Here is a 25,722-nt window from a genome sequence, read left to right on the forward strand (position 1 = left end):
GGAGCGAGCCATGGACAAGTCCAAAGCCAGCAGCAAGATCGAGGGCGAGGGCAGCTACAGCGCCACCGCCGATTATAACAAGCGCACGGCCGAGTTTCTGAAGAAGGGCAACGTCGACGATGCAGCCCGCGAGGCCATGCGTGCCCTCGACTCCGAGGAAGCCGGCGCCCTGGAAGCCGCCGAAGCCAAAGGCAAGGCGGGCGATCCGAAGGGCCAGGGCAAAGCGAAAATCCGGTAGTCCGACTACTCGGGCTTCAACAGTCCCTTCCTGGCGAGATCGCCGATCCCGGCCTCTTCCGTCTTCATGAAGGCGCCGAACTCGGCGGGGGTGGACGGACGCACCGTCGCCCCGAGGTCGACGAACTTCTGGCGGATCGCGGGATCGGCGAGCGCCGCGACCGCCGCTGCGTTCAGCGTTGCGATGATCGGCGCCGGTGTATCCTGACGCACGAAGATGCCGAGTGTGGTGCCGCCGTCGAAGGCCGTGCAACCGACTTCCGCCAGTGTCGGCACGTTGGGCAGCTCGGGCGTGCGCTTCTCGCCGATGACGACCAGCGCGCGCAGCTTGCCCGACTGCAGATGGGGCAGCGAACTGCTGAGCTGATCGACGTAACTGTCGATCTGGCCCGCGAGGACGTCGTTCAGTCCGACGCCCGAGCCGCGGTACGGCACGATCGAGAAGCTGACCTTCTCGTTCTCCTGGATGCGCAGGATATCGGTGTGATTGGGCGTGCCGTTGCCGGCGTGTCCCATGCTGATCGTGCCGGGCTTGGCCTTGGCCGCCGCCAGCATCGACTGGAAATCGGTGAAACGGCTGTTGGCCGGCACGACGACGATCATCGGCACGGTGCTCAGCATGCTGACCGGCGCGAACGACGGCACCATCGACGGCTTGCCGGCCATCAACGGCGATACGTAGAGCGTGCCGAACGCGCCGATCACCATCGTGTAGCCATCGGCTGGCGCCTGCAGCACCGTTTCCTGTCCGACGACACCACCGGCGCCCGGACGGTTGTCGACCAGGACAGTCTGGCCGAGCTTTCGCGACATGCCGTCGCCCACCAGGCGCGCCGTCACGTCGGCATTGCCGCCGGCGGCGAAGGGCACGACGAAACGAATGGGCTTGGTTGGAAAGGCCTGCGCCCGCGCCCCGAAGCCGGTTGCCGAAGCGGCCGTGGCGGCAAGTGCCCCCAGCACGAATGTTCGCCGTTGCGCCATGATGATTTCCTCCGGTTGATTGCGCAAAGCATCGGCTTCGCGACCGGTCGGGGCCACTCAAATAAGCGCTGTCTTTCGCGGCATGGAAAAGGCGCGCAAGCGAAAGGATTTCGAAAGGTATGTGTGCGCGGACACGCCGAGCGGCCCGCGTCGCAGCTAGTTGCTGTTCTCCAGACGCGTGACGACGAAACCCCGGCCATCGCGTTCCACCTCGAAGCGGACACGGTCACCCGGGCCGAGGCCCTTCAGCGAGGCGGGATCTTCGACGGCGAAAACCCGCACGCCGCCCTCGGGGAGCAGCGGAAGCGGACGAAAGTCGATGGTGACGCGGCTTGCGTCCTTGTCGACGGCCACGATGCGCCCGCTGGCGAGCGGCGCCCCGTTCGGCGCCTCGGCGGTACAATCCTCAAGTCCCTGGTTCTGATCGACTTCGTGGAGGCTGTGCAGGCCTGCGGCATAGGCCGGCAACGGCGCAACCGCTGCGACCGCAAGGACCGCAGCAAGCGTGATTCTACTCGTGAACATCTGAGGGCTGACTTTCCGGTGGTGAACGCTACTGAGCGCTCCATCTGGGAAAGGGTTCGCAGATTTCCAGAGGTTACATCGCGGTGACGGGCGCCGCGCCGTCGCATGTCACAGGCCTCACGCCCATGTGAGCGATGCATGCCGCGTGCAGGTCCTTACTCGGGCTTGATGTTACCCTCGCGAATCACCTTGCCCCAGCGATCGCGGTCGTTGCCGACGAGGGTGACGACATCCTGCGGCGGTCCGGAAAGCGGCTCGGCGCCGAGGGTCGCGAGGCGCTCGGCCGTGGCCGGCTGGGCAAGCACCTTGTTCACCGCATCGTTGAGGCGCTTCACCACGGACTCGGGAACGCCGGCCGGGCCGAGCACGATGAACCATCCCTCGATCTCGGCGGCGGCGAGATTGAGCTCGCGCAGGGTCGGCAGGTCCGGCGCCAGCGTGCTGCGCTTCGGACCGGTCACGGCCAGCGCCCGCATCTCGCCACGCTGCACGTAGGGCAGCATGACGGCGACATTGTCGAACATCGTCTGGATGCGGCCGGCGAGGAGGTCGGCGCGCACTGCGCCGCTGCCGCGATAGGGGACGTGCAGGATCTGGACGCCGGCGGTGCGCTGCAGGATTTCCCCTGCGAGATGCTGCGCCGTACCCATGCCGGTGGATGCGTAGGCGATGCCGTTAGGCTTGGACTTTGCGAGCGCGATGAGGTCGGCCACCGTCTTCACGCCGAGATCGGGATGGACGACCAGCAGGTAGGGCGTGCGCGCCACGGTGGCGATCGGCGTGAAGTCCTTCAGCGGATCGAAGGACAGATTCGGGTAGAGGGCGCCCAGGGTCGCATGCGAGCTCGGCGCGAACAGCAGCGTGTAGCCGTCGGGCGGCGACTTCACGATCATTTCCGAGGCGATGATGCCGCTCGCCCCGCCCTTGTTCTCGACCAGCACGTTCTGGCCGAGTTCGGTCGTGAGGCCCTGCGCCATCAGGCGGGCGATTACGTCGGTCGCACCGCCCGGCGGGAAGCCGACCACCAGGCGGATCGACTTGTCGGGAAAGGCCGGCGTCTGGGCAGCAGCCGGCAAGGCAAGTGCGAGCAGGCTGCCGGCAAGCAGCCCCATGAACTTCGAACGCAACATCTTCATCCTCCCGGTTCTTCTTCTTGTCTTGCTTGGGCCCTTGTGGCGGGCGTCAGGAAACCGCGGCGACCGCCTGAAGCATCGATTCGCGGTCGGCGCTCGCGGTATTGTCCGCGACGCGGCCGGTCTCGACCTCGCCCTCGAGCGAGCAGCGATACATCACGCGCGGCTTCGTCTGGTCGAAGTCGCCGAGCGCCACGTGGCAGCTGCAGCGATTGTCCCACATCACCACGTCGCCCAGGCTCCAGCGGTGGCGAAAGACGAACTCCGGCGACGTCGCGTGCGCATTCAGCATCGCCAGCAGGCTCTGGCTCTCCTCGTCGGACATGCCGACGAAGCGGCGAATGCGCTGGTTGACCAGCAGCGACTTGCGGCCGGTCTCGGGATGCGTGCGCACGACGGGATGGATGATCGGCGGATTGCGCCGCTTCATCTCGGCGACCACGGTGGGATCGCGCTGCTCGATGCCGCGCACCATCGATACGTCGTGGACCGCTTCGAGGGTCTCGATCAGGGCGCGGATCGGCGGCGTCAGCGTCTCGAGCGCGAGATAGAGGTTGGCCCACATCGTGTCGCCGCCGACTGGCGGCTTTTCCTTGCAATGAAGGATCGCGCCCTTGGCCGGGCGGGACGTGTAGCTGAGGTCGGTGTGCCAGTTGCGGCCCGAATTGTAGGTGCCTGACTTCTTGCCGCCGACCATCTTGTTGGACAGGACGAGGATCTCGCGGTGATCCGGATGCAGGGTCGAGGGCGCCTGGGATTCGTGATCGTCCAGCACGCCGAACCGGCGCGAGAAGGCGATCTGCTCTTCCGGCGTCAGGTCCTGCTCAGGAAAGACGAGCACGATGTGCTCGAGCCACGCCGCGTTGATGAGGCGCTGGTCGGCGTCGCTCAGGGGCTTGCGAAGATCGATGCCGCGGATTTGGGCGCCCGCCGCAAAACCCAGAGGGGTGATTTCGAGTGAGTTCATGTGAGTTCTCCCAAGCTGTCAGCCTACCCAATGCACCGATAATCGGTCAATATACTGTTTATTGTCAGACAAGATAGGGATCGTCGCATGGACGCCAGCCCCCCACCGGAAATGCCGCTCGGAAAGCTCGTGAAGTCGCTCCCCGAGCGGCTGGCCGAGCGCGTGCTGGAGGACGTGATGACGGGCCGCCTCAAGCCGGGTGACCGGCTGAAGGAGGAGCTGCTGGCCCAGACCCATGCGGTCAGCCGCGCGACGGTGCGCGAGGCTCTGATTGCGCTGGCGCGGCAGGGCTATGTCGTGCGCATTCCGCGCTCGGGCGCGCGCATCGCCGAGTTCTCGGGCCAGGATCTCGACGACCTGTTCGAACTGCGTGCGGCGCTGCTCTCGACCGCGGCGGGCCGGTATACACGGCGGGCCGGTCCGGCACAGCGGGCCGACCTGGAGTCGCTGGTCGTCGATCTGGAAGGGCTGGCGGCGAAGCCCGACACGTCACCGCAGGATTTCGCGACCCAGTCGGTGCGCATCCAGACCTTCCTGACGGAGCGCTGCGGCAACAACCATCTGCCCGACATGTACAAGCGGCTGGCCGGGATGGGCATGTGGCAGCTCATCCGCGGCCAGGCCAGCAGCTTCCTCACCCAGGCGGGGCGTGCGGAGTCGGCGGCCGACTGGCGACGGCTCGCCGATCGTGTCTTGGCCAATGACGCAGAGGGAGCGGAGCGTGCGGCCCGTCTGCTTCTCGAACATTCCGCCGTTCGCGTACGCCAGCATTTCGACGAGGCCGTGCGCGTTGAGCAGCAGCCCTAGCCGTCACGCGATCGCGTCGATCACTTTCGCCAGCGCCACGTCCTTGAGCGACAAGCCGCCGGCATCGTGAGTCAAGAGCAGGATCTCGACCTTGTTGTAGACGTTCGACCATTCGGGATGGTGATCGGCCTTTTCGGCGGCCATCGCGACGCGGGTCATGAAGCCCCAGGCTTCGTTGAAGTCGGTGAACTTGAAGCTCTTCTGGATCGCATCGCGGCCACGTACTTTTTTCCAGCTCTTGATCGAGGCGAGTGCCTGCGTGCGGGCCTTGCCGGCGAGTTTGGCGGTCATCTGTTCTCTCCTCAGTTGGCGTGAAGCTTGCCTCATCGCGTCGCAGCGGCCTAGGCTCCCCCCAACAAACCGGAGGCTTTCTTGAAGATCACCCGACGTACTGCCTTGCTTTCGACCACGGCCGCCCTGCTGGGCGCCACCGCCGCCTCGCCTGCGTCGGCGCAGAAGGCCGCCGACCAGTTGCGCATCCTGTTCAACGACGCCGTGCCCAACGTCGACATGTATTTCAACAGCCAGCGCACCGGCCTGATCCTCGCGCACCAGGCGTGGGACATGCTGGTGCATCGCGATCCCGCGACCTTCGAGATCAAGCCGTCGCTCGCCACCGACTGGAAGTTCACCGACGACAATACGCTCGATCTTACGATCCGGCAGGGCGTGAAGTTCCATGACGGCAGCGGCCTCACGCCCGACGACGTCGTCTACACGATCAACATGGCGGCCGATCCCGCCTCAAAGGTGGCGACGCCGTCCAACTATGCCTGGATCGACAAGGCCGAGAAGACCGGCGACTGGACCGTGCGCATCAAGATGAAGCGGCCGACGCCTGCCGCGCTCGAATATCTCGCCATGGTGACGCCGATCCATCCCAAGGCCTATCGCGAGAAGGTCGGCCCGGAAGGCTTCTCGGCCAAGCCGGTCGGCGCGGGTCCGTACAAGATCGTGAAGAACGATCAGGGCAAGGAAGTGTTCTTCGAGCGCTTCGACGATTACTGGAAGGGCTCGCCCAAGGGCGTGCCGGCGATCAAGAAGCTGCACGTCCGCTTCGTGCCCGACCTCGCCACCGCGGTGACCGAGGTGCTGGCGCAGAAGGCCGACTGGATCTGGAACATCAATCCCGACCAGACCGACAGCATCAACAAGATGCCGTTCCTTCAGGCCGTGCGCCAGGAATCGATGCGCGTCGGCTACCTCTCGATCGACGCCGCCGGCCGCTCGGGGGCGGGCAATCCGCTCACCAACCTCAAGGTGCGCCAGGCGATCTGGCACGCGGTCGACCGCAAGCAGTTCGCGGACAAGCTGGTGGGCGGCGGCAGCCGCGTGCCGCCCGCACCGTGCTTCCCCAGCCAGTTCGGCTGCGATGCCGATGCCGCGGTGAAGTACGACTACGATCCGGCAAAGGCCAAGGCGCTGCTGGCGGAAGCCGGCTTCCCCAACGGCTTCGACGTCGAGATGGTGAGCTACGTGCAGCCGACCTCGTGGGGCGCGGCGATCCAGAACTATCTCACCGCCGTCGGTATCCGCGCCAAGATCACCCAGCTCCAGGTCGCGCCGGCCATCCAGAAGGCCCAGAAGGGCGAGGCGCCGCTCTACATGGGAAGCTGGGGCAGCTACTCGATCAACGACGTCTCGGCCATCATGCCCGTCATGTTCGGCGCCGGCGCGCTCGACAACTACTCGAAGGATCCCGAACTCGAGAAGCTTGTTGCGGAGGGCGGCTCCACATCCAACACCGAGGCGCGCAAGAAGGCCTACTCGGCGGCGGTGAAGATCGCGACCGAGAAGGCCTACTGGCTGCCGATCAACACCTACGTGAACACCTACGCCTTCTCGAAGGCGCTGGACTTCAAGACCTTCCCCGACGAACTGCCGCGCTTCTACTTCGCGAAGTGGAAGTAACGCGCCGCAGGCGCGTTACTTCCATCCCGAGCGAAGTCGAGGGATCTCAGGGAACCAGCAGACACTCCACGCCGCCGCCGGGCCGAGGCCTGAGCGGCGGCGTTTCTATTGAGCAGCGCGGTTCGGCGATCGGGCAGCGCGGATGGAAGCGGCATCCCGGCGGGATGTTGGCCGGATCGGGCATGACGTCGCCCAGGCCCACGTCGGGCACGCCGAGGCCGGGCTCGGGCGTCAGCACCGAGGCCAGCAGCGCCTTGGTGTAGGGATGCTCCGGGTCGTGGAACAGCGCCTGCGTCGGCTTCTTCTCGACGATGCGGCCGAGATACATGACCGCCACCTCGGTCGCGACGTGCTCGACGACCGCGAGATTGTGGCTGATGAACAGATAGGTGAGGCCGAGGTCGCGGCGCAGCTCCGCCAGCAGGTTCAGGATCTGCGCCTGCACCGAGACGTCGAGCGCCGATGTCGGCTCGTCGCACACCACGATGCGCGGCCGCAGCACGAGGGCGCGCGCAATGGCAACGCGCTGGCGCTGGCCGCCGGACAGTTCGGCGGGGAGACGATTGCCCATCTCGCCCGGCAGGCCGACACGCTCCAGCATCTCGTCGACCCGCTTGGCGATCTCGGCGCGGGAGAAGGTGCCCTGCGCCTGCAGCGGCATCGCCACGATGTCGCGGATGCGGGTCAGCGGATTGAGCGAAGAGAACGGATCCTGGAACACCGGCTGGATCAGCCGCGCGCGGGCCTTGCGATCCATGTCGACGATGCGCTGGCCCTCGACTGCGATGTCGCCGGAGTCGGGCGCGAGCAGGCCCAGGATCAGGCGGGCGAGGGTGGACTTGCCGCAGCCCGATTCGCCCACGACCCCGAGCACGCCGCCCGGCGGCACGGCAAACGAGACGCCGTCGACGGCGACGACGCGACGATCCTTGCCCAGGATGCCGCCCGAGACGCGGAAGGTTTTGCCGACGGACTTGAGTTCGATCGCAGGCAGTGCTGTCGTGCTCACACTCATGGCGCCAACCGGCAGAGATAGTCGTGGCCGGGCGCGGCGGTCTGATGCGGCACGGTGTGGGCGCAGGTCGCGTCGGCGAAGGTGCAGCGGTCGCGGAAGCCGCAGCCCTCGAAGCCCGGACCGATGCGCGGCACGGTGCCGGGGATCGAGCCCAGCGGTTCATCCTGCCGCTGCTTGCCCGGCACCGGCACACAGCGCAGCAGGCCCTGCGTGTAGGGATGGCGCGGATCGGCGAAGAGCTGCGCGGTCGCGGCGCTTTCGACGACTTCGCCGGCATACATGACCGAGACGCGATGGGCGACGCGGGCCACGATGCCGAGATCGTGGGTGATGAGGAGCAGGCCGAGGCCGAGGTCGCGCTGGAGCTGCGCCAGCAGGCGCAGGATCTGCGCCTGCACCGTGACGTCGAGCGCCGTGGTCGGCTCGTCGGCGATCAGCAGCTGCGGCTCGCACATCAGCGCCATGGCGATCATCACCCTCTGGCGCAGGCCGCCCGAGAGCTGGTGCGGGAACTGGCCGAGGCGCAGGCCCGGCGCGGTGATGCCGACGCGGCCCAGCAGATCGGCGGCGCGGTCGATGGCGATCCGCTGGCTCACCTTCTTGTGGCGGCGCATCACCTCGGTCATCTGCGAGCCGATCGTGTAGGCCGGATTGAGGCTGGTCATCGGCTCCTGGAAGATCATCGCCATGGCGTTGCCGCGCAGCCGCGCCATGCCACGATCGTCGAGCTTCAGCAGGTCCTCGCCCTGGAAGCTGAGGCGCTGGGCCGTGCGATGGCCGCCGCGCGCCAGCAGGTTCATGACGGCGAGCGCGGTTACCGACTTGCCGCAGCCCGACTCGCCCACCAGGCAATGGGTTTCGCCGCGTTCGACCGTGAGCGAGGCGCCACGCACCGCCGAGGTGCTGCCGCCGAAGCCCACTTCGAGCTTTTCGACTTCGAGAAGCGCGCTCACGAGCGGGACCGCGTTCCGAAGGCGTCGCGCAACCCGTCGCCCAGCAGGTTGATGCCGAGCACCAGCACGAACAGCGCCACGCCCGGGATCACGATCACCCAGGGGCTGAAGAACATGTAGTCCTTCGCTTCGGCGATCATCAGACCCCAGGAAGGCAACGGCGGCGGCACGCCGAGGCCGAGGAACGACAGCGTCGCCTCGAGCAGGATGGCGAGCGCGATCTCAAGCGTCGCCACCACGACGAGATGGCTCGCGATGTTGGGCAGCACCTCGCGCGACAGCACGCGGAAGCGCGAGCAGCCGGCGCACCAGGCGGCCGCCACGAAGTCGAGGTTGCGCACCTGCATGGAGGTCGAGCGCGCGACGACGGCGAAGCGGTCCCACAGCAGCAGGCCGAGGGTCAGCACCAGCAGGGTCATCGACGTGCCGAGCAGGCCCACGACCGCGAGCGCCACGAGGACGACCGGAATCGAGAGGCGCGTGGTGATGGCGAACAGCACGGCATCGTCGATGCGTCCGCCGAAGAAGCCGCCCAGCACCCCGATGGTGATGCCGATCACGCCCGACACGATGGTCACGGTGACGCCGATCAGCATCGAGATGCGGCAGCCCCAGATCAGGCGCGAAAGATAGTCGCGACCGAGCTGGTCGGTGCCGAGGATGAAGTCGGGATTGTGCCCCTCCATCCAGAAGGGCACGAGCAGGCGGCGGTTGAGATCCTGGGCAAACGGGTCGTGCGGCACGATCAGCGGCGCGAAGATCGCGCAGAACAGCGCGAGGCCGACGATGACCGCCCCGATCCAGGTGCCGGCGCTCTTCCAGCCCCGGCGGGGACCGGCGTTGATCGTGATCGCGGCACTCATGCCCGCAGCCGCGGATCGAGGACGGCGTTCAGCAGGTCGGAGACCATGGTCAGGGCCACATAGATGACGGCGAGGACCAGCACGACGGCCTGCACTACCGGGAAGTCGTTCTTCGCGATGCTCTCCCAGGCGAGGAAGCCGACACCGTGCAGGGCGAAAACCTGCTCGATGACGATCGAACCGCCCAGCATGAAGCCGAGCTGCACGGCGGCGATCGCCACGACCGGGATGGCGGCGTTGCGCAGCGCATGCTTCAGCAGGATGGAGGCCCGCGACAGGCCCTTGGCGCGGGCCGTGCGGATATAGTCGCTGCTCATCGCCTGGATCATGCCGGCGCGCGTGAGGCGTGTGAGGGCGGGCACCGCGGAGAAGGAGAGCACAATGCCGGGCATCACGAAATGCTCCCATGAGCCGGTGCCCGAGATCGGCAGCCAGCCCAGGGTAAGGCCGAAGATGATCATCAGCAGCAGGCCGAGCCAGAAGGACGGCATCGCCTGGCCGATCAGGGCGACCATCTGCACGGCGCGATCGAAGTTGGTGTTCTCGCGGACCGCCGCGAGGATGCCCATCGGGATCGAGATGAGCAGCGCGAGGGAAAGGCCCGTCAGGCCGAGCGTCAGCGTCACCGGCATGCGCTCGGCGATCAGGGTCGAGACGCGCGTCTGGAAGAAATAGCTGTTACCGAGATCGCCGGTCACGGCGCGGCCGACCCAGTCGAAGAACTGCGTGAGCACGGGGCGGTCGAGGCCATAAGCCTTGCGGACCGCCTCGATGTCGGCCGCCGTGGCATTGGGACCGGCGATCGATATGGCGAGATCGCCCGACAGCCGCGTCAGGACGAACGCAAGCGTCATGACGGTCGCGGCGACGAGCAGCGCCACGATCAGGCGGCGGAAGAGAAAACGAAGCATGTGCGGCGGCTAGCTTAAAGGGGATCGGTCGGGAACGCGATCATGCGAATACCGCGCCAAACCTCGGGACAGCAAGCGCCGCAAACGGTCACGACGGAGCGCTTGGCGAGGGCGCGCGGGTCCTATATGGGGGAGTCATGCCGGTCTTCAACAATCCTCGGCGCACGCCGTGCTTCGGCCTCGCGCCCACACTGGAGGATTTCGAAGCGATCGCCGCCGAGGCGCTCGCGACGATCCCCGAGGAGTTTCGCAAGCACATCGGCAACGTGCGCATCCAGATCGACGACTTCCCGTCCGACGAGATCGAGAAGCAGATGGAACTCGATACGCCGTTCGACCTGCTCGGCCTCTATCAGGGCGTCTCGATGATGGAGCGCGGCGCGGGCCATGTCGCCAACGACATCGACCGGATCTTCCTCTATCGCCGCCCGATCCTCGACTACTGGTGCGAATCGGGCGAGGATCTGCCGCATATCGTGCGCCATGTGCTGATCCACGAGATCGGCCACCACTTCGGCCTGAGCGACGACGACATGGAAGCGATCGAAGCAAAGGCAGAGGAAGAATCGCAGCGCGTCCAGCCGAACGCCTGACACTCCCGTCGTCTCGACCGAAGCGCGCAGCGCGGAGCGGAGAGACCTTCGCCCGACGATTTGCCGGCTTTTTTGGGGGAGAGAAGATCTCTCCACTCCGCACCTTCGGTGCTCCGGTCGAGATGACGGCTTTGCTTTAAACCCGCATGGCCTCGCGATAGAGGCGCTCTGCGTTCGTCCACTTGATCGCCTGCACGAAAGCCTCGATGTATTTCGCGATGTCGGTGCCGTAGTCGCCTGAATAGGCATGCTCGTACATGTCCATCACGAGCAGCGGGACAGCGGCGGCCGGTGCCATCGAATCGTTTTCGGCGCGGTAGTTGAACAGGCGCTTGTCACGCGGCGTATAGGCCAGGATCACCCAGCCGGTCCCCGAGGCCAGCGACCTGGCCGTGCCGACGAACTCCGCCTTCCAGCGGTCGAGACTGCCGAAGTCGCGGGACAGGGCTTGCGCCAGAAGACCGGCCGGCCGGGTGGGCGCTTCGGCGAGGCCGTCGAAATAGATTTCGTGCAGGACCACCGCGTTGTGCGCGGTCTGCTCCTCGCGCTTCAGTTCGCCAACCTTCTCGGGCGGCATGTCCGCGAAATCGGCCTTCGCCAGTTGCTCGCCGATCGCGTTCAGCTTCTTCACCGTGCCGGCATATTCCGTGTCGTGATGGGTGCGGAGGAGATTGGCCGACAGGCCCTTCACCTTCTGGGGATTGATGGTCAGGGGCCTGAGTGTAACCTTCGGGACGGGAACGGCGCTTGCCAGTTGCGGCGGCACCTGCTGGGCGCGTGCAGCAATGGCGATGGCGCCCACCAGCAGGCCGGCGCCCGCAGCCATGGATCGGCGCGAGATGGCGGTCATGGAGACTCCTGCGTGTTCGCTGGAGGAACGCCGGTCAGCGGGCGGAGTTGCGTCGCACCGGAGGCACCCGGTAGCGCCCCTCGATCAGCGCGTCGTCGGGCAGGAAGGCACGCAGCACGAGGCGCATCGGTCCCGCGGGGGCGGGGAGCCAGTTTGCCGCTCGGTCGCTCGAAGGGCGTTCCCGCTGGATGTAGATCGTGAGCGATCCATCGGCGCCGTGAACCAGATCGGGGGTCCTGTCGCCGATCGAATAGCGGTCGATGGCATTCTCGCTGAAGTAGGCGCGGCCTTCCGGCGTGACTTCGTAGGCGGACAGGGACCAGAAGGCACGCACCGGCGGAAGGCGCCCGGCGGGGAAGGTGAGCACGTAGCGGTCGGCGCCCGACAGCGGCCGACGTTCCGCATCCACGACACAGGTCACATAGACCGCTTCGCCCGGCATCAGCGCACCGAGCGCCGTCAGGGCGGTGGCGGCACGATAGAGATAGTCGTCGCCGAAATTGCCGAAATGCCGCTCGCCATAGGTCCAGCCGTCGACCGTCCGGCCGTGTCCGGCGGCGGTGCGGATCTCGGCATGGCCCTGCTCGATGCCGGCAAGGATGGCGCGCCGTTCGGTCTCGCTGAAGGCGCGCCGGTCGAACTTGCGCCCGGGCTTCAGCTTCAGCGGCGCCAGCGCGTCGAACAGCGGGCGGTCACGCGCAGGCAATGGACTTTCGCCAAGTGCCCGCATGCCGATGTCGAACAGATCGAAGGGCTCGCCGGGATGGGCGGCCGGCCAGTCGGCGACGGGTTCGGGCGGCGCCTGCGTGCGGAAGCGCATCAACTCGCCGGTTTCGAGGATGCGCCGCTCGTTGCGCATGTCCGGCGTCTCGAGCAGCACACGGCTCTGCAGGATGCGCACGCGGTCGAGTTCCTCGGGCCCGTCGACCAGGATGCGGCCCAGAAGCCAGACCGATGTCGTCGGCGCCCGCACCAGCGTGACGTCGCCCGGCGCGTCACCCTTCCACGCCGGCCCGACGATCATGTGCGTGGCCAGCCCCTTGCCCCCAAGCCGATGGCTGACGACGAGGAAATTGTCGGTGAACAGGTCGATGAAGGCATAGCTGTAATAGAGGTCGCCCACCGGCGGCACGGTGAGGAACAGCGGTTCCAGCGAGAGATCGAGCCAGGCCGAGGAATAGAGCGTGTCGGCATTCGGCGTCGTGACGTCCCGCGTGCTCGGATCGGCGAGCGTCGGCATGTGGCGGAAGCGGTTGAGCCGCTGGCGTTGCGGATTCTTTTCGTCGACCGTCGCGTGCCAGCGGGCGCAGTACATCTCGTAGATCGGGAAGAGGTAGATCGTGGCGCGCCGCGCGAGGTCGCGGAGCGTCGTCTGTGTATCCTGGGCCCGGGCAAGCGTCGGCAGGGCGACCAGGCTGGCGAGCGCGGCGCGACGGCCAATCCTCACGCCGCACGCTCGCGCAGACGTCGCCGTTCGGCAACGAACGCGGCGGCTTCTTTCCAGGGCGCCAGCGTCCAGAACGACCGCGCGCGACCCGAGGGTGAGGCGAGCACGAAGGCCACGGCCCCTTCGAGAAGCTCGACGTGGCGACCATAGGCGGGCGTCTTGATGCCGAGGGCCAGCGACGCCGCATTCTTGGAGGTGAAGGCAATGGCGGCGGGGCGGAAGCGCCGCAGCTTGGCGTGCAGCGACTGCGCGTCCATCGCCGCGGGCGTCAGCTCATGATCCGATCCGACCTCGGTCTTGTTGAGGTCGGTGAGGCCGAGGCCCAGTGCGACCAACTCGGGGAAGCGCTGCGGCGACAGCCGTTCCGGCGTCAGGCCGACCGCATGCAGGGTCGGCCAGAAGGCATTGCCGGGATTGGCATAATAGGCACGGGCCTTGAAGGAGGCCGGGCTGGGCGCGGTGCCGCAGAACACCAGATCGAGACCGGGCGCCAGCAAGTCCGGGATGAGGTGGTTACTCCGCCTTGATGCCTGCGGCACGGATGACCTCGCCCCAGCGCTTGATCTCGGTCTGGATGTAGGCGTCGATCTCGGGGACCGTCATGACGCCGGGCTCGAAGCCGCCGGCCTTCATGCTCTCCGTCACGTCGGGAGACTTCAGCGCCTTCTCGGTCGCGACGCGAAGCTTGTCCTTGATCTTCGCCGGCGTGCCGGTCGGCACCGCCCAGATCGACCAGGAGGTCACGACGAGATCCGGCGAGACGGTCTCGGCGAAAGTGGGCGTGTCCGGCAGGACCGTCGAGCGCTTGGCGCCGCTGGATGCCATCGGCTTCAGCTTGCCGGCGCTCACCTGGCCCATCAGCGAATCGATGTTGGAGATGACCATCGGCAGGTGGCCGGCCAGCACGTCGGCCGCGGCCGCGGCGGCGCCGCGATAGCTGATGAAGGTGATGTCGACGCCGGTCTTCTGCTTGAACAACTCCATCGTGAGCGTGGGCGACGTGCCGAGGCCCGACGAGCCGAAGGAATACTTGCCGGGGTCCTTCTTCGCCGCAGCGATCAGCTTGGGCAGCGTGTTGTGCTCGAAGTTCGGATTGCAGCAGAGAAGGTTGGGCTGCGTGCCGATCCAGGCCACGGTTTCGAGGTCGGTGACGGCATTGTAAGCCGGCTTGCGATACAGATGCGGCACCAGCGCGTGGCTGCCGATATTGCCCAGCAGCACCGAATAGCCGTCCGGCGGCGACTTGGCGACGTTGTCGGCGGCGATCGAGCCGCCGGCGCCGGTGCGGTTCTCGACCACGAAAGTCTGGCCGAACTCCTCGCTGAGCTTGACCGCGAGACGGCGGGCGATGTTGTCCTGCGAGCCGCCGGGCGTGAACGGGCAGACAATGCGGACATTGCGGTTGGGCCAGTCGTCGCCCTGCGCCAGGGCGAAGGTCGGCACGAACGGCAGCGTCGCGAGTCCTGCGGTGAAGTGACGTCTCCTCATGTCGTTTCCTTCCTGTCGGATTCTGTTTGGGGCGGATGATGCACGACCTGTGTCGTCGCGCCTAGGGGTTGGCCGGCCTTGCGGTCGCCGGTTCGGCATTCGATTTCGTCCTGAGGTTCCGCGGCCTTGTCCGCTCCCCGCCGTCGGGCATGATGTCGGCCGGGAGGACCAAATGAAGACGATCGACAAGGCCGACGAAGCGCAGTTGCTCGCCACCATCGACCGGTGGATCGAGCGCGAGGTGGCGCCGCGCGTGAAGGAATTCGACCATGCCGACAAATGGCCGGCCGAGATCGTCGAGCAGATGAAGGAACTCGGGCTGTTCGGCGCCACGATCAGCCCTGAATATGGCGGTCTCGGCCTCCCGGCCACGACCTACGCCGAAATCGTGATGCGCGTCTCCTCGGTGTGGATGGCGATCACCGGCATCTTCAACTCCCACCTGATGCTGGCGCTGGCCGTCGAGAAGTTCGGCACGCCGCGCCAGAAGGAGCGCTGGTTGCCGAAATTCGCGACCGGCGAGATCCGCGGCGGCCTGGCCCTCACCGAGCCCGATGCCGGCACCGACCTGCAATCGATCCGCATGGTGGCGAAGCGCGACGGCAATGACGGCTACGTCATCAACGGCACCAAGACCTGGATCTCCAACGGCATCGAAGGCCATTGCTTCGCCGTGCTGGTGAAGACCAATCCCGAGGCCAATCCACGCCACACCGGCATGAGCCTGTTCATCACGCCCAAGGGGCCGGGCTTCACGGTCGGCCGCAAGCTCGAGAAGCTGGGCTACAAGTCGATCGATTCCGGTGAGCTGGTGTTCGAGGACTACAAGATTCCCGCCGATCACCTGATCGGCGAGGTCGAGGGGCAGGGCTTCGCGCAGGTCGCGGGCGGGCTGGAACTCGGCCGCATCAACGTCGCCTCGCGCGGCGTCGGCATCGCCGAGGGCGCGCTCCGGCTCGCGACCAGCTACTCCCAGATGCGCAAGACCTTCGGCAAGCCGATCTGCGAGCATCAGGCGATCCAGCTCAAGCTCGGCGAGATGGCCACGCGCGCCAGGGCCGCCCGCCTGCTGACGCTCGACGCCGCCGCCATCTTCGATCGCGGCGAGCGCTGCGACATGGAAGCCGGCATGGCGAAGTATTTCTCGTCCGAGGCGGCGCTGGAGAACAGCATCGAATCGATGCGCATCCACGGCGCCTACGGCTACTCCAAGGAATACGACATCGAGCGCCTCTATCGCGACGCGCCGCTGACCTGCATCGGCGAGGGCACCAACGAGATGCAGCGCATCATCATCGCGCGGCAATTGATCAAGCGGAACCCGATCTCGTGAGCATGAACGGCAAGCCGCTCGAAGGCATCCGCGTCCTCACACTCGAACAGTTCGGCGCCGGTCCCTACGGCACGATGTTCCTGGCCGAACTCGGCGCCGAGGTGATCAAGATCGAGGCGCCACAGGGCGGCGATCCCTCGCGACAGGTCGGGCCGTACAAGCTCGGGCAGGACGACAGCGAGTATTTCCAGGCCTGGAACCTCGGCAAGAGGAGCGTGACCCTCGACATGAAGTCAGGGGAAGGGCGCCGACAGTTCGAGGCGCTGGTGAAGGGCGCCGACTGCGTCGTGAACAACATGCGCGGCACGCAGCCGGCGAAGCTCGGTATCGACTACGAGAGCCTCAAACACCTGAAGCCGTCGATCGTCTGCCTGCACATCTCGGCTTATGGCCGCTACAACGAACGCAGGGATTGGCCCGGCTACGACTTCCTGATGCAGGCCGAGGCCGGGCTGATGGAACTGACCGGCGAGCCCGACGGGCCGCCGACGAGGGTCGGCGTCTCGATGATTGACAGCATGAGCGGTCTCACCGGCATCGTCGGTCTCCTGAGCTGCCTGCTGCGCGCGCGCACGACCGGCAAGGGCTGTGACGTCGATACGTGTCTCTACGACGTCGCGATGCATCAGCTCACCTATCCTGGCCTCTGGTACCTGAACGAGGGCGATGTCTCGCCGCGTGTGCCGCGCAGCGCCCATCTCTCATTGGCGCCGGTCCAGACCTTCCCGACGAAGGATGGCTGGATCTTCATCATGTGCATGACGCAGAAATTCTGGCTGAACCTGTGCGAGGTGATGGGCCGTGCCGACCTCGTGGCCGATCCGCGCTTCCCCGATCCGAATATGCGCGCGAAAAACCGCGCCGCCATGTCGGCCGAACTCGACGTGACGTTCCGCACCCGCACGACGGCGGAATGGCTCGCGTCGATGAACGGGCTGCTGCCCGCCGCACCGGTCTATCGTCTCGACCAGGCGCTCGACAGTTCCTTTGCGCGCGAGACCGGCATGGTCTCGTCCGTGCCGCATCCGGTGAAGGGCGATCTGCGCGTTCTCGCCAATCCCCTGCGCATCGATGGGGAGCGGCTGGTGCAATCTGCGTGCTCACCGCTCGGCGCCGACAACGACTCAGTATTGGGCAAGTCGTCATGAAGCTTCAGGGCATCAAGGTCGTCGATCTCTCCTGGTTCCTGCCGGGACCGTATCTCACCACGTCGCTGGCCGACCACGGCGCCGAGGTGATCAAGGTCGAGCCGCCGGGCGAGGGCGATCCCGGTCGCCACATCCTGCCACCCGACGCGCGCACCTCGGTGTTCTTCCGCAACATGGGGCGCGGCAAGAAGAGCGTCGTGCTCGACCTCAAGAGCGAGCAGGGCCGCGCCGATCTGTTCCGCCTGGCCTGCGAGGCCGACGTGCTGGTCGAATCGTTCCGCCCCGGTGTCGCCGCGCGCTTCGGCATCGGCTACGACGCCGTCGCCGCGAAGAACCCGGGCATCGTCTATTGCTCGATCAGCGCCTTCGGCCAGGACGGCGCCTATCCCGGCCGCGCGGCGCACGATCTCGCGCTCGAAGCCATGACTGGCGTGCTGAGCCTGACCCTGGGCGATGACGGCCGGCCGGCGATCCCCGGCATCCCCGTCGCCGATCTCGTCAGTGGTCTCCATGGTCTCGCGGGCGTCCTGATGGCGCTGCTGCGCCGCAAGGACACCGGTCGCGGCGACTATATCGACGTCTCGATGCACGAATCGCTGATAGCCTCCTGCGCCAACGTGGTCGGCACGACCTTCGCCGAGAACAAGGCGCCCGACGTGAAGCAGCAGCGCACGACCGGCGGCTCGGCCTTCTACCGCGTCTACGATACGTCCGACGGCCGCCAGCTCGTGATTGCGGGCCAGGAGATGAAGTTCATCAAGAACCTGCTGGGTGCGCTCGGCAGACCCGAGATGGCCCCTCTCTGCGAATGGCCCGGCGCTCACCAGAAGCCTGTGTCGGATTTCCTCGAAGCGACCTTCAAGGCCAAGCCGCTGGCCCACTGGATGGAGTATCTCGCCACGCTCGACATCTGCTACGGCCCGGTCAACACGCTCCCCGAAGCCATCGCCGACGCCAACCTGCAGAAGCGAGGCTTCATGGTGACGGACAACGAAGGCCGCCTCCACTTCGGCCCCGTCGTCCGCTTCAAGAACGAACCATCGAGCCCCGTCTATCGCGAACCGCTGCTCGGGGAGCATACGGACGAGGTGCTGAAGCGTTAGCGTAGCGATTTATTCGTTGCAGTAAGGATCCCTTACTTCGTTCGGGATGACACCGTTTCCGCATCGACGCACTGCGCCAATCTCAACAATGGTGTCATCCCGAACGAAGTGAGGGATCCTTAGCTGTGTGTGATTGCGAAGGGATTAGCCCACCAACGCCGCCGCCTTCGCCAGCGGCACCGGCGCGTCGTCGAGGAGGAGGTTGATGGCTTCCTCTTCCCAGCCCTGCTCGCCGAGCGACAGCGGGTCCTGCGGGGCGAGGCGATGCTCGATGACGAGGCGTGACAGCAAGAGACGGCGGGCGTCGCCGCCTTGGGCGCCCAGCGTTGCGCCTTCCCAGGCGAGGAGGGCGGCCGTCGTCGCGTGATAGAGCGCGCCGGCGGCGAGGCGGGAGCGCCTTTCCTGTTTGGGATCGGCGGCCACCGCCTCGACGAAGCGTTCGACGCGATCGAGCGTGGCGCCCAGCAGGCCCTTGTACTGGCCTGGCAGGGCGCCGCTCGGCTCGTACTTCGCCTTGAGCGCGGCGGACAGCGTCTTGTGGCCGCCGGATTTGCCGACGGCGCGCTGCACCACGTCCAGCGCGTTGATGTTGGAGGTGCCCTCCCAGATCGTGCCGATCTGGGCGTCGCGCACCAGGCGCGCGGTCACCCATTCCTCGATGTAGCCGATGCCGCCGCGGACCTCGAGGGCGGCACTGGCGACCGGGATGTTGTCGCGGCAGGCGCGGAACTTGTAGACCGGTGTGAGGATCCGCAGCAGGTTCGCGGCGTCCTTGTCGCCCTTATCAGCGCGGCCCATCGCGTCTGCCGAGAAGGCGTACATCGACAGCGCCTGCTCGGTCGGCAGCATGATCTTCATGAGCTGCCGGCGCAGCAGCGGATATTCCGAGGTGGGTTTGCCGAAAGCGCGTCGGCCTCGGGCGGCGGCCAGCGCCTCGTTGAGACAGCGGCGCATCATCGAGGCGGCACGCACGCCATGGCTCAGCCGCGACAGGTTGACCTGGCTCATCATCTGCTTGAAGCCATGGTTCACGTCGCCGACCAGATAGGCGGTGGCGCCGTCGAGCACGATCTCACCCGACGCCATGGAGCGCGTGCCGAGCTTGTCCTTCAGCCGCACGATCCGGTAGCTGTTGCGCGAGCCGTCCTCGAGGCGCCGCGGCAGGGCGAACATCGCGAGCCCCCGGGTGCCCGGCGCCGCGCCGCGCGGGCGCGCGAGGATCAGCGCCAGGTCGGCGTCGGCATGGCTGCAGAACCATTTCTGACCGTAGATTTTCCAGCGCTCGATGCCGTCGGCGCCGACGCCGATGCGCTCGGCCTCGGTCTCCAGCGCGCCGACGTCGGAGCCGCCGGCCTTCTCCGTCATCAGCTGCGCGCCCTTCATCATGCGGGCCGGGTCCTGGCTCAGCAGCCGGTCCATCAGGAGGTGCTTCAGCTCGGGCGAGGCGTGCGTCTTCATGGTGAAGTTCGACGTGTCCGACATCGAGACCGGGCACATCAGGCCGAATTCGCCCTGCACGAAGAGATAGGTGAAGGCGTACTTCACCAGCGGGTGTGCCGGCTCCGTCAGGCCGAGCACGCCGGCGCGATGGCTCATCGCGTGCAGGCCGAATTCCTCGTAGGCGATCTTCTCCATCTCGCGATAGGCGGGATGGTAGTCGATCCAGTCCTCGTCGCGGCCGAACCGGTCGCGCGGCTGCAGCACCGGCGGATGCTTGTCTGCGATCATCGCCAGTTCGTCGAGGCGGCCGCCGGCCAGTTCGCCCAGCCGCTCGAAATGCGGCGTCATCTGCGCGCGCAGGCCGGGTTCCATGTAGAGCCGCAACAGGTCCTGTAATTGCCGGTCGATCGCATAGAAGTTCTGCCCGTGGACGTCAGGGGCGATGTGGTGCGCGCCGTGCGGCCCCCTGTTCAGGTCGTGAGTCATGTCGGGCATGTTTTCCTCCGTCTTTTCTTCTCGCGTTATCGCCAGCCCTGCTTCAGGACGCGGGCCACGTAAGGCGGCACGGTCTCGGTGGCGGGCCCATAAATGTGTTCGTGGAACAGGCTCTTGCTGTCGGTCGGTTCGAGGTTGAGCTGAACCGTCCGGGCGCGCGGCACGTGGCGGCGGACATGCAGGACGAAGCCGGCAGCGGGATAGACTTCGCCCGACGTGCCGATCGCCAGGAACAGGCCGCAGCGTTCCAGGACCTCGTAGATCTCTTCGAGATGCATCGGCATCTCGCCGAACCAGACGATGTTGGGCCGCAGTTCGCCCACGGCATTGCAGGCGGGGCAGACCGAGGTCGGTGTCAGGTCCTGCTCGGACTCAAACACCGTGCTGCACGCCATGCAGCGGATCTCGCCGTCTCGCCCGTGCATATGGATCACCCGCTTCGAGCCTGCCTGTTCGTGCAGCAGATCGATGTTCTGGGTGATGACGGTGACCTCGCCCTCGTATTCGCGCTCCAGCTGCGCCAGCGCCCGGTGGGCTTCGTTGGGGTGGATGTCGGCTGCGCGGAACAGGCTGCGTGTCTCGTTGTAGAAGTCGAGCACCTTCTTCTTGTCGCGGTGCCAGGCTTCCAGGGTCGCGACCTCCTCGAGATTGACCCGGCTCCACAGTCCGTCCGCGTCGCGGAACGTATCGATTCCGCTTTCCTTGGAGATGCCGGCGCCGGTCAGCACGGCGATGCCCGGCGGGAAGAAATCCTGGTGCATGCCCTCAATCTAGCGCCGTGCTAGGGTCGGCGACCATGACCATTGGCATCCTGTTCGTCTGCACTGCAAATCTCTGCCGCTCCCCCACGGCCGAAGGCGTATTCCGCTCGCTTGTCACCAAGGCGGGCCTCGCCGAGGCTTTCGAGATCGATTCGGCTGGCACTGGCGCCAGCCATGTCGGGCAGCCGCCTACGCCGGCGGCGATCGATGCGGCTGCGGCGCGGGGCTACGACATCACCGGAATCCGGGCCCGCCAGATCACGAGCGAGGATATCGAGCGCTTCGACTATGTCCTGGGGATGACCCGAGGGCATCTGGCCGAGATGCGCTGGCTGGCGCCGCGCGATTTCGCCGACAAGCCGCAACTGCTGATGAACTATGCCCCGCCGCTCGGCATCCTCGATATTCCGGACCCCTTCGGCGGGACCACGGACGACTACGAGCGTGCGATCGGCCTGATCGAGTCCGCCACGCGCGGCCTGCTGGCCCGGCTGACACCGCAGGTCAAAAGGGCCATTTGAGGCCCAGCTCGCCAAAACGGTTCAGCACGTTGAAGGTGAGCCGCGATACGTCGTTGTCGAACTTGTTGTGGGGCAGGCTGCCGCAATAGGTGATCGAGCCCACCGAAAAGACTGCGCCGCCCTTGGGCTTCTCGATATAGGTCATGTCGGCCCGGATGAGCTGCTCCAGCGTCTGCCCGGGAATGGTCGTGGTGAAGCCCAGCCGCTCCTCGTGCACGACGACGAAGTTCCTGCGGTCGTGGCCTTCCGAAGAGGCCAGCACCACGGCGTTGAGGGGACTGCCCAGCCGATGGTCGAGCCGGTCGAGTTCGAAGCCCGCCGCGCCGCCACCCGAGAAGCCGTAGCCGCCGAACAATTCGTCCTTCACACCCTCGAACACCCAGGCATGGGTGTTGTCGCGCGCCGCCGGTGATTGCCGGTACGAGTCGCCCACGAACGTGCCCTGGCTGGAGAAGCCGATGCCGCACAGGAGGTTTGGTGCCCGGTCGGAACGGCGCCACAGGCCGCCATAGGCGCCGTCGAACGAATGGTAATATTCGCCGGGCTCGGCGGCCCAGGTGCGGATGCCGCCCTCAGTGCGCCGCACCTCGATGGCACCCGGCACTTTCGGCGACAGCGCGACGCGCCAGTAGAAGCCGTTGCCGCCGAGATACATCAGGCGGCCGCCGGTTTCGGTATAGGCCTGCAGCGCGTCGAGCGTGCCCTCGGTGTGATACTCCGGGTGCGAGCCGGTCAGCACGACCTTGTAGGACGAGAGCAGCTCGACGCCCTTTTCGTCGAGGTCGTGGTCGGTGATCACGTCGAAGGCGACGCCCATGCGGTCGAGCCAGCCGGTGAGATGCGTGTCGGCCGGCAGATGGCGCAGGCCCGAGCCCGCCTCGTCGTTGAAGCTGAGATAGTTCGGCCGCCAGGTCAGCAGCGGACGCAGGCGCGAGGAGTAGGCCACGCCCGATCCGTCGCGGTGATGGTTGTAGGTCGAGAGGCCATAGTCGCGATGCTCGTCGGGATTGTGCGGATAGGCCTTCCAGTCGGCGACGCGCTTGCGGAAGGCATCGTCGTACATGCCGCGCGAGAAGTTGGAATAGACCTGATAGGTGAAGGTCGCGGCGAGGTAGCAGACCTTGGCCTGCGGCTTGCCGACCTGCGGGCGCACGACGAACGGAATGACGTCGCGCTGCGTGCCGCAGGTGAGCTGCATGCCGTAGATGCCGCTCCTCATGTCCTTCGGGATGGTAAAGCTGAAATCGTCGAGCCAGCCGCAATCGTGCAGGTCGTCGTCGTGGAAATGGATCGCCGCGTAATGATGCGGCGCGCGGCGCCAGTCGCGCTCGGCGCCGGTCCAGGCCGAGCCCTTCATCGCGCGAGTCGGCAGGTTGACCAGCGTGCCGTGCAGGCCGTTCGGGCCGGTATCCTCGATCTCCATTGAGTCCATGCGGCGCGTGAAATCCCAGGCCGCGAAGCCCTGGATGCGTGGCGCCTCGATCTTGCCGTTGAAGCAGCGTTGCGCCGGCCGGTCGGCAGCGGCTTCCGCACCGATCATCACCGGCGCCGCGACATCCAGCGCCGGGCTGGATGCTTTGCCGGTCGCTTCGCCCTCGTCATCGGTGCCGAAGGCGCGGGACAGCGGCTGCTGGCCGACGCGCAGCGTTCCGGTCTCCGGATCGGCGCTCGCCCAGACACGATACCAGGTGCGTCCGCGCAGCTTCTTGCCGACCACGACGCGATCCTTGCCGGTCTCCAGCGCCATGCCGTCGGGCGTCAGGACCAGCGCGAAGCCCGCGCCGGTGGCAGGATCGCGACGTGAGACGATGGTCTGCGGCCCGTCCTCGGGCAGGGTGGGCCAGATCAGCGCCTCGACCTGCAGCGATGCCGGCAGCCTCGCCTCTTTGGCCTTCTCGACCAGGCCGTAGGAGCCGGGCCATGCATGCTGGACGCGCGAGGCGAAGCGGCCGTCGAACAGTTCGGACATGTCCTCCAGCTTGGGCGGCGGACCGCCGGGATTGGGATCGCCGCGCACGATACGGACCAGCATGGCGTGATAGGGGGTGGGCCCCGCACTCGAAACCTTGAAGGCGATTTTCTCGCCGCTGCGTACCGAGATGCGATCCGAATAGCCAATCAATCCTGCGGTCACATTTATCTCCCAATTGCCGGGCGATATAGTCGCCCTAAATCAGGGAGCTTTGCCATGACCAATAAGACAGTAGGACGCCGCAGCCTCATCGCGGGCGCCGTCGCCGTGCCTCTCGCCGCCCCGATGCTGGCCCGCCACGGGTGGGCGCAGTCCACCTATCCCAACAAGCAGGTCCGCGTGGTCGTGCCCTTCGCGCCGGGCGGAACGACCGACCTTCTGGGCCGCATCGCCTCGGCGCATCTCCAGGAAGTCTGGGGCCAGACCTTCGTGGTCGACAACAAGAGCGGCGCCGGCGGCAACGTCGGGGCCGAGATCGTCGCCAAGTCCCCGGCCGACGGCTATACGCTGCTGCTCGGCACCGTCGGCACCGCCGTCACCAACCAGTTCCTCTACAAGAACATGCCCTACGACAGCGTGAAGAGCTTCGCGCCGGTGGCGCTGTTCGGCGAGGTCGCGAACGTGCTCGCGGTGCATCCCGACATGCCGGTCAAGACCGCCAAGGAATATGTCGAATATTGTAAGAAGCAGGGTCCCAACAAGGTGAGCTTCGGCTCTCCGGCGATCGGGGGCACCGGTCACCTGGCGATGGAGTATTTCCAGTCGCTCGCGGGCTTCAAGGTCGAGCATGTCGTCTATCGCGGCAGCTCGCTGGTACTGAAGGACCTGCTGGCCGGGCACATCCCCAGCACAATGGACAACCTGCCGCCCTACCTGCCGCACATTCAGTCCGGAACCCTCCGGGCGTTGGGCGTGAGCTCGGGCAAGCGTTGGTTCGCGCTGCCGGACACGCCGACCATCGCCGAGCAGGGCTTCGCGGGCTTCGACGCCGCGCCCTGGTGGTACGTGGCCGCGCCGGCCGGCACGCCTCCGGAGATCGTGAAGAAGCTCTCGGACGAGCTGGTGAAGGCGTCCAAACAGCCGGACGTGATCAAGAAGATTCGCGACGCCGGTGCCGCCGAACTGGGCGGATCCTCGGAAGACCTCTCCAAGCACATGACCGCCGAGTACGCGAAATGGAAGAAGGTCGTCGAGGCCGCCAAGCTGGAGCCGCAATGAGCCGCCCCGACCTGAAGGGAAAGATCCAGACCGTTCTCGGGCCGATCGAGCCCGGGAAGCTGGGGCGCACGCTGATGCACGAGCATGTGCTGTGCGACATCCGCCCGCCCGGCACGCGCTCCGACAACGATCTCGGCCCCGAGATCACGCTGGAGAATACCTGGCAGATCAACTACGGCCGCGGCATCAAGCGCGCCGGCCGCAAGTACATGCTCGACCTCGAGGACATCGCCACCCGCGAGGTGGCGATGATGAAGCACGAGGGCGGCGACGCCATCGTCGAACTGTCGTGCGGCGGCCTCTCGCCCGATCCGAATGGCTTGCGCCGCATCGCCGCCGGCACGGGCGTCCATCTCGTGATGGGCTGCGGCTATTACGTGAACGACTACCAGGATCCGAAGAACCACGATCGCTCGGTCGAGGACTTCGCCGCCGAGATGATCGGCCAGATCCACGACGGCGCCTGGGGCACCGACGTCTGCGCCGGCATGATCGGCGAGATCGGCTGCCAGTCGCCGTGGACCGACACCGAGAAGCGCGTGATGCGGGGCGCGTTCATCGCCGCGACCGAGACCGGTGCCGCGATCAACGTCCATCCCGGGCGCGACCCCGACCAGCCTCAGGAGATCGCGGATTTCGCGAAAGCCGCGGGGTTCCCGACCGAGCGCATCGTCATCAGCCACATCGACCGCACCGTCTTCGACGAGCCGCGCCTGCTGAAGCTGGCCGAATCGGGCGTGACGGTGGAGTTCGACCTGTTCGGCCAGGAGTCGAGCTATTACGGCCTGTCGGACATCGACATGCCCAACGATGCGACGCGGCTCCGGTTGATCCGCGCGCTGATCGAGGCGGGCCATCTCGAGCGCGTCGTGATCAGCCACGACATCTGCTACCGCACGCGCCTCGCCAGCTTCGGCGGCCACGGCTATGGCCATATCTTCCGCAACGTCGTGCCGATGATGAAGAAGCGCGGCTACAGCGAGGCCGAGATCGACGCCATCCTGGTCGGCAATCCGCGGCGGCTGCTGACGTTCTTGTGAGGAGAGAAAG

Annotated in this window: 26 protein-coding genes; 10 read left to right on the forward strand and 16 right to left on the reverse strand. The window is 66.5% G+C overall.

All coding sequences use genetic code 11. The annotated features are described in order from the left end of the window. Window positions 1-10: 10 nt before the first annotated feature. Complete coding sequence (locus KQ910_RS10110) at window positions 11-238, forward strand: hypothetical protein (RefSeq protein ID WP_216959096.1); 228 nt, start codon at window positions 11-13, stop codon at window positions 236-238. 5 nt (window positions 239-243) lie between these two features. Here the strand turns inward: KQ910_RS10110 and KQ910_RS10115 are convergent, their stop codons facing one another. From KQ910_RS10115 to KQ910_RS10130, 4 genes are all read right to left on the reverse strand, one after another. Then, entirely contained in the window at window positions 244-1,218 is a 975-nt protein-coding gene (locus KQ910_RS10115; RefSeq protein ID WP_216959099.1) for a Bug family tripartite tricarboxylate transporter substrate binding protein, read from the reverse strand. Window positions 1,219-1,374: 156 nt separating this feature from the next. Further along, window positions 1,375-1,743: a copper-binding protein gene (locus KQ910_RS10120; protein WP_216959102.1), complete on the reverse strand. Its 369-nt coding sequence runs from the start codon at window positions 1,741-1,743 to the stop codon at window positions 1,375-1,377. 155 nt (window positions 1,744-1,898) lie between these two features. Continuing rightward, on the reverse strand, window positions 1,899-2,873 hold the full coding sequence (locus tag KQ910_RS10125) for a tripartite tricarboxylate transporter substrate binding protein (RefSeq protein ID WP_216959104.1): 975 nt from the start codon (window positions 2,871-2,873) through the stop codon (window positions 1,899-1,901). A 52-nt stretch (window positions 2,874-2,925) separates the two neighbouring features. After that, on the reverse strand, window positions 2,926-3,843 hold the full coding sequence (locus KQ910_RS10130; RefSeq protein WP_216959108.1) for a TauD/TfdA dioxygenase family protein: 918 nt from the start codon (window positions 3,841-3,843) through the stop codon (window positions 2,926-2,928). An 87-nt stretch (window positions 3,844-3,930) separates the two neighbouring features. Here KQ910_RS10130 and KQ910_RS10135 point away from each other — a divergent pair, with 87 nt between their 5' ends. Continuing rightward, window positions 3,931-4,650, forward strand: coding sequence for a GntR family transcriptional regulator (locus KQ910_RS10135; RefSeq protein WP_216959111.1), 720 nt, complete (start codon window positions 3,931-3,933; stop codon window positions 4,648-4,650). A gap of 3 nt (window positions 4,651-4,653) precedes the next feature. Here the strand turns inward: KQ910_RS10135 and KQ910_RS10140 are convergent, their stop codons facing one another. Further along, complete coding sequence (locus tag KQ910_RS10140; protein ID WP_216959114.1) at window positions 4,654-4,941, reverse strand: 4a-hydroxytetrahydrobiopterin dehydratase; 288 nt, start codon at window positions 4,939-4,941, stop codon at window positions 4,654-4,656. Window positions 4,942-5,022: 81 nt separating this feature from the next. Between KQ910_RS10140 and KQ910_RS10145 the strand changes: the two genes are divergently transcribed. Continuing rightward, complete coding sequence (locus KQ910_RS10145) at window positions 5,023-6,561, forward strand: ABC transporter substrate-binding protein (protein ID WP_216959118.1); 1,539 nt, start codon at window positions 5,023-5,025, stop codon at window positions 6,559-6,561. 46 nt (window positions 6,562-6,607) lie between these two features. Here KQ910_RS10145 and KQ910_RS10150 read toward each other — a convergent pair whose 3' ends face one another. From KQ910_RS10150 to KQ910_RS10165, 4 genes are read right to left on the reverse strand one after another with little or no spacing between them, the layout of a single operon-like run. Next, complete coding sequence (locus KQ910_RS10150) at window positions 6,608-7,576, reverse strand: ABC transporter ATP-binding protein (RefSeq protein ID WP_216959121.1); 969 nt, start codon at window positions 7,574-7,576, stop codon at window positions 6,608-6,610. After that, window positions 7,573-8,529 carry an ABC transporter ATP-binding protein gene (locus tag KQ910_RS10155; RefSeq protein ID WP_216959124.1) on the reverse strand — a complete coding sequence of 319 codons (957 nt, stop codon included), beginning with the start codon at window positions 8,527-8,529 and terminating at the stop codon, window positions 7,573-7,575. The genes KQ910_RS10150 and KQ910_RS10155 overlap by 4 nt, the downstream gene beginning before the upstream one ends. Continuing rightward, entirely contained in the window at window positions 8,526-9,392 is an 867-nt protein-coding gene (locus tag KQ910_RS10160; protein WP_216959126.1) for an ABC transporter permease, read from the reverse strand. The genes KQ910_RS10155 and KQ910_RS10160 overlap by 4 nt, the downstream gene beginning before the upstream one ends. Further along, window positions 9,389-10,303 (reverse strand): ABC transporter permease, encoded by a 915-nt coding sequence (locus KQ910_RS10165; protein ID WP_216959129.1) that lies wholly within the window; start codon window positions 10,301-10,303, stop codon window positions 9,389-9,391. Before KQ910_RS10165 ends, KQ910_RS10160 begins: the two co-directional genes overlap by 4 nt. 137 nt (window positions 10,304-10,440) lie before the next feature. Between KQ910_RS10165 and KQ910_RS10170 the strand changes: the two genes are divergently transcribed. Further along, window positions 10,441-10,896 (forward strand): metallopeptidase family protein, encoded by a 456-nt coding sequence (locus tag KQ910_RS10170; RefSeq protein ID WP_068192273.1) that lies wholly within the window; start codon window positions 10,441-10,443, stop codon window positions 10,894-10,896. Window positions 10,897-11,032: 136 nt separating this feature from the next. On the opposite strand, the gene KQ910_RS10175 is transcribed toward KQ910_RS10170, so the two are convergent. From KQ910_RS10175 to KQ910_RS10190, 4 genes are read right to left on the reverse strand one after another with little or no spacing between them, the layout of a single operon-like run. Next, on the reverse strand, window positions 11,033-11,746 hold the full coding sequence (locus tag KQ910_RS10175) for a superoxide dismutase (protein WP_216959132.1): 714 nt from the start codon (window positions 11,744-11,746) through the stop codon (window positions 11,033-11,035). A gap of 34 nt (window positions 11,747-11,780) precedes the next feature. Beyond that, window positions 11,781-13,193 carry a DUF1254 domain-containing protein gene (locus tag KQ910_RS10180; protein ID WP_216959134.1) on the reverse strand — a complete coding sequence of 471 codons (1,413 nt, stop codon included), beginning with the start codon at window positions 13,191-13,193 and terminating at the stop codon, window positions 11,781-11,783. Beyond that, complete coding sequence (locus tag KQ910_RS10185) at window positions 13,190-13,732, reverse strand: mismatch-specific DNA-glycosylase (RefSeq protein ID WP_369408319.1); 543 nt, start codon at window positions 13,730-13,732, stop codon at window positions 13,190-13,192. The genes KQ910_RS10180 and KQ910_RS10185 overlap by 4 nt, the downstream gene beginning before the upstream one ends. After that, window positions 13,707-14,681 carry a Bug family tripartite tricarboxylate transporter substrate binding protein gene (locus tag KQ910_RS10190; RefSeq protein ID WP_216959137.1) on the reverse strand — a complete coding sequence of 325 codons (975 nt, stop codon included), beginning with the start codon at window positions 14,679-14,681 and terminating at the stop codon, window positions 13,707-13,709. Before KQ910_RS10190 ends, KQ910_RS10185 begins: the two co-directional genes overlap by 26 nt. 172 nt (window positions 14,682-14,853) lie before the next feature. Here KQ910_RS10190 and KQ910_RS10195 point away from each other — a divergent pair, with 172 nt between their 5' ends. Genes KQ910_RS10195 through KQ910_RS10205 form a run of 3 tightly spaced genes read left to right on the forward strand, consistent with a single transcriptional unit; the run spans window position 14,854 to window position 18,265 of the window. Beyond that, window positions 14,854-16,014 carry an acyl-CoA dehydrogenase family protein gene (locus KQ910_RS10195; protein ID WP_216959139.1) on the forward strand — a complete coding sequence of 387 codons (1,161 nt, stop codon included), beginning with the start codon at window positions 14,854-14,856 and terminating at the stop codon, window positions 16,012-16,014. Between the two features lie 2 nt (window positions 16,015-16,016). Beyond that, the gene (locus KQ910_RS10200) at window positions 16,017-17,162 is read left to right on the forward strand and encodes a CaiB/BaiF CoA transferase family protein (protein WP_229600687.1); all 1,146 of its coding nucleotides are present in this window, start codon (window positions 16,017-16,019) and stop codon (window positions 17,160-17,162) included. Continuing rightward, complete coding sequence (locus KQ910_RS10205; RefSeq protein WP_216959145.1) at window positions 17,159-18,265, forward strand: CaiB/BaiF CoA transferase family protein; 1,107 nt, start codon at window positions 17,159-17,161, stop codon at window positions 18,263-18,265. Before KQ910_RS10200 ends, KQ910_RS10205 begins: the two co-directional genes overlap by 4 nt. Window positions 18,266-18,409: 144 nt before the next feature. Here the strand turns inward: KQ910_RS10205 and KQ910_RS10210 are convergent, their stop codons facing one another. Both KQ910_RS10210 and KQ910_RS10215 read right to left on the reverse strand, forming a co-directional pair. Then, complete coding sequence (locus KQ910_RS10210) at window positions 18,410-20,200, reverse strand: acyl-CoA dehydrogenase family protein (RefSeq protein WP_229600374.1); 1,791 nt, start codon at window positions 20,198-20,200, stop codon at window positions 18,410-18,412. A gap of 26 nt (window positions 20,201-20,226) precedes the next feature. After that, window positions 20,227-20,961, reverse strand: a complete 735-nt coding sequence (locus KQ910_RS10215) for an NAD-dependent deacylase (RefSeq protein WP_216959148.1) — start codon at window positions 20,959-20,961, stop codon at window positions 20,227-20,229. Between the two features lie 35 nt (window positions 20,962-20,996). On the opposite strand from KQ910_RS10215, the gene KQ910_RS10220 reads away from it, so the two are divergent. Beyond that, window positions 20,997-21,482 carry a low molecular weight protein-tyrosine-phosphatase gene (locus KQ910_RS10220; RefSeq protein WP_216959152.1) on the forward strand — a complete coding sequence of 162 codons (486 nt, stop codon included), beginning with the start codon at window positions 20,997-20,999 and terminating at the stop codon, window positions 21,480-21,482. On the opposite strand, the gene KQ910_RS10225 is transcribed toward KQ910_RS10220, so the two are convergent. Further along, complete coding sequence (locus KQ910_RS10225; protein WP_216959155.1) at window positions 21,466-23,616, reverse strand: N,N-dimethylformamidase beta subunit family domain-containing protein; 2,151 nt, start codon at window positions 23,614-23,616, stop codon at window positions 21,466-21,468. The two genes, KQ910_RS10220 and KQ910_RS10225, sit on opposite strands and share 17 nt — an antisense overlap. 54 nt (window positions 23,617-23,670) lie before the next feature. On the opposite strand from KQ910_RS10225, the gene KQ910_RS10230 reads away from it, so the two are divergent. After that, window positions 23,671-24,672 carry a Bug family tripartite tricarboxylate transporter substrate binding protein gene (locus tag KQ910_RS10230; RefSeq protein ID WP_216959157.1) on the forward strand — a complete coding sequence of 334 codons (1,002 nt, stop codon included), beginning with the start codon at window positions 23,671-23,673 and terminating at the stop codon, window positions 24,670-24,672. Continuing rightward, complete coding sequence (locus KQ910_RS10235) at window positions 24,669-25,712, forward strand: phosphotriesterase family protein (RefSeq protein ID WP_216959160.1); 1,044 nt, start codon at window positions 24,669-24,671, stop codon at window positions 25,710-25,712. Before KQ910_RS10230 ends, KQ910_RS10235 begins: the two co-directional genes overlap by 4 nt. Window positions 25,713-25,722 lie beyond the last annotated feature (10 nt).

It is taken from the genome of Reyranella humidisoli (assembly GCF_019039055.1).
Classification (GTDB): Bacteria; Pseudomonadota; Alphaproteobacteria; order Reyranellales; family Reyranellaceae; genus Reyranella; species Reyranella humidisoli.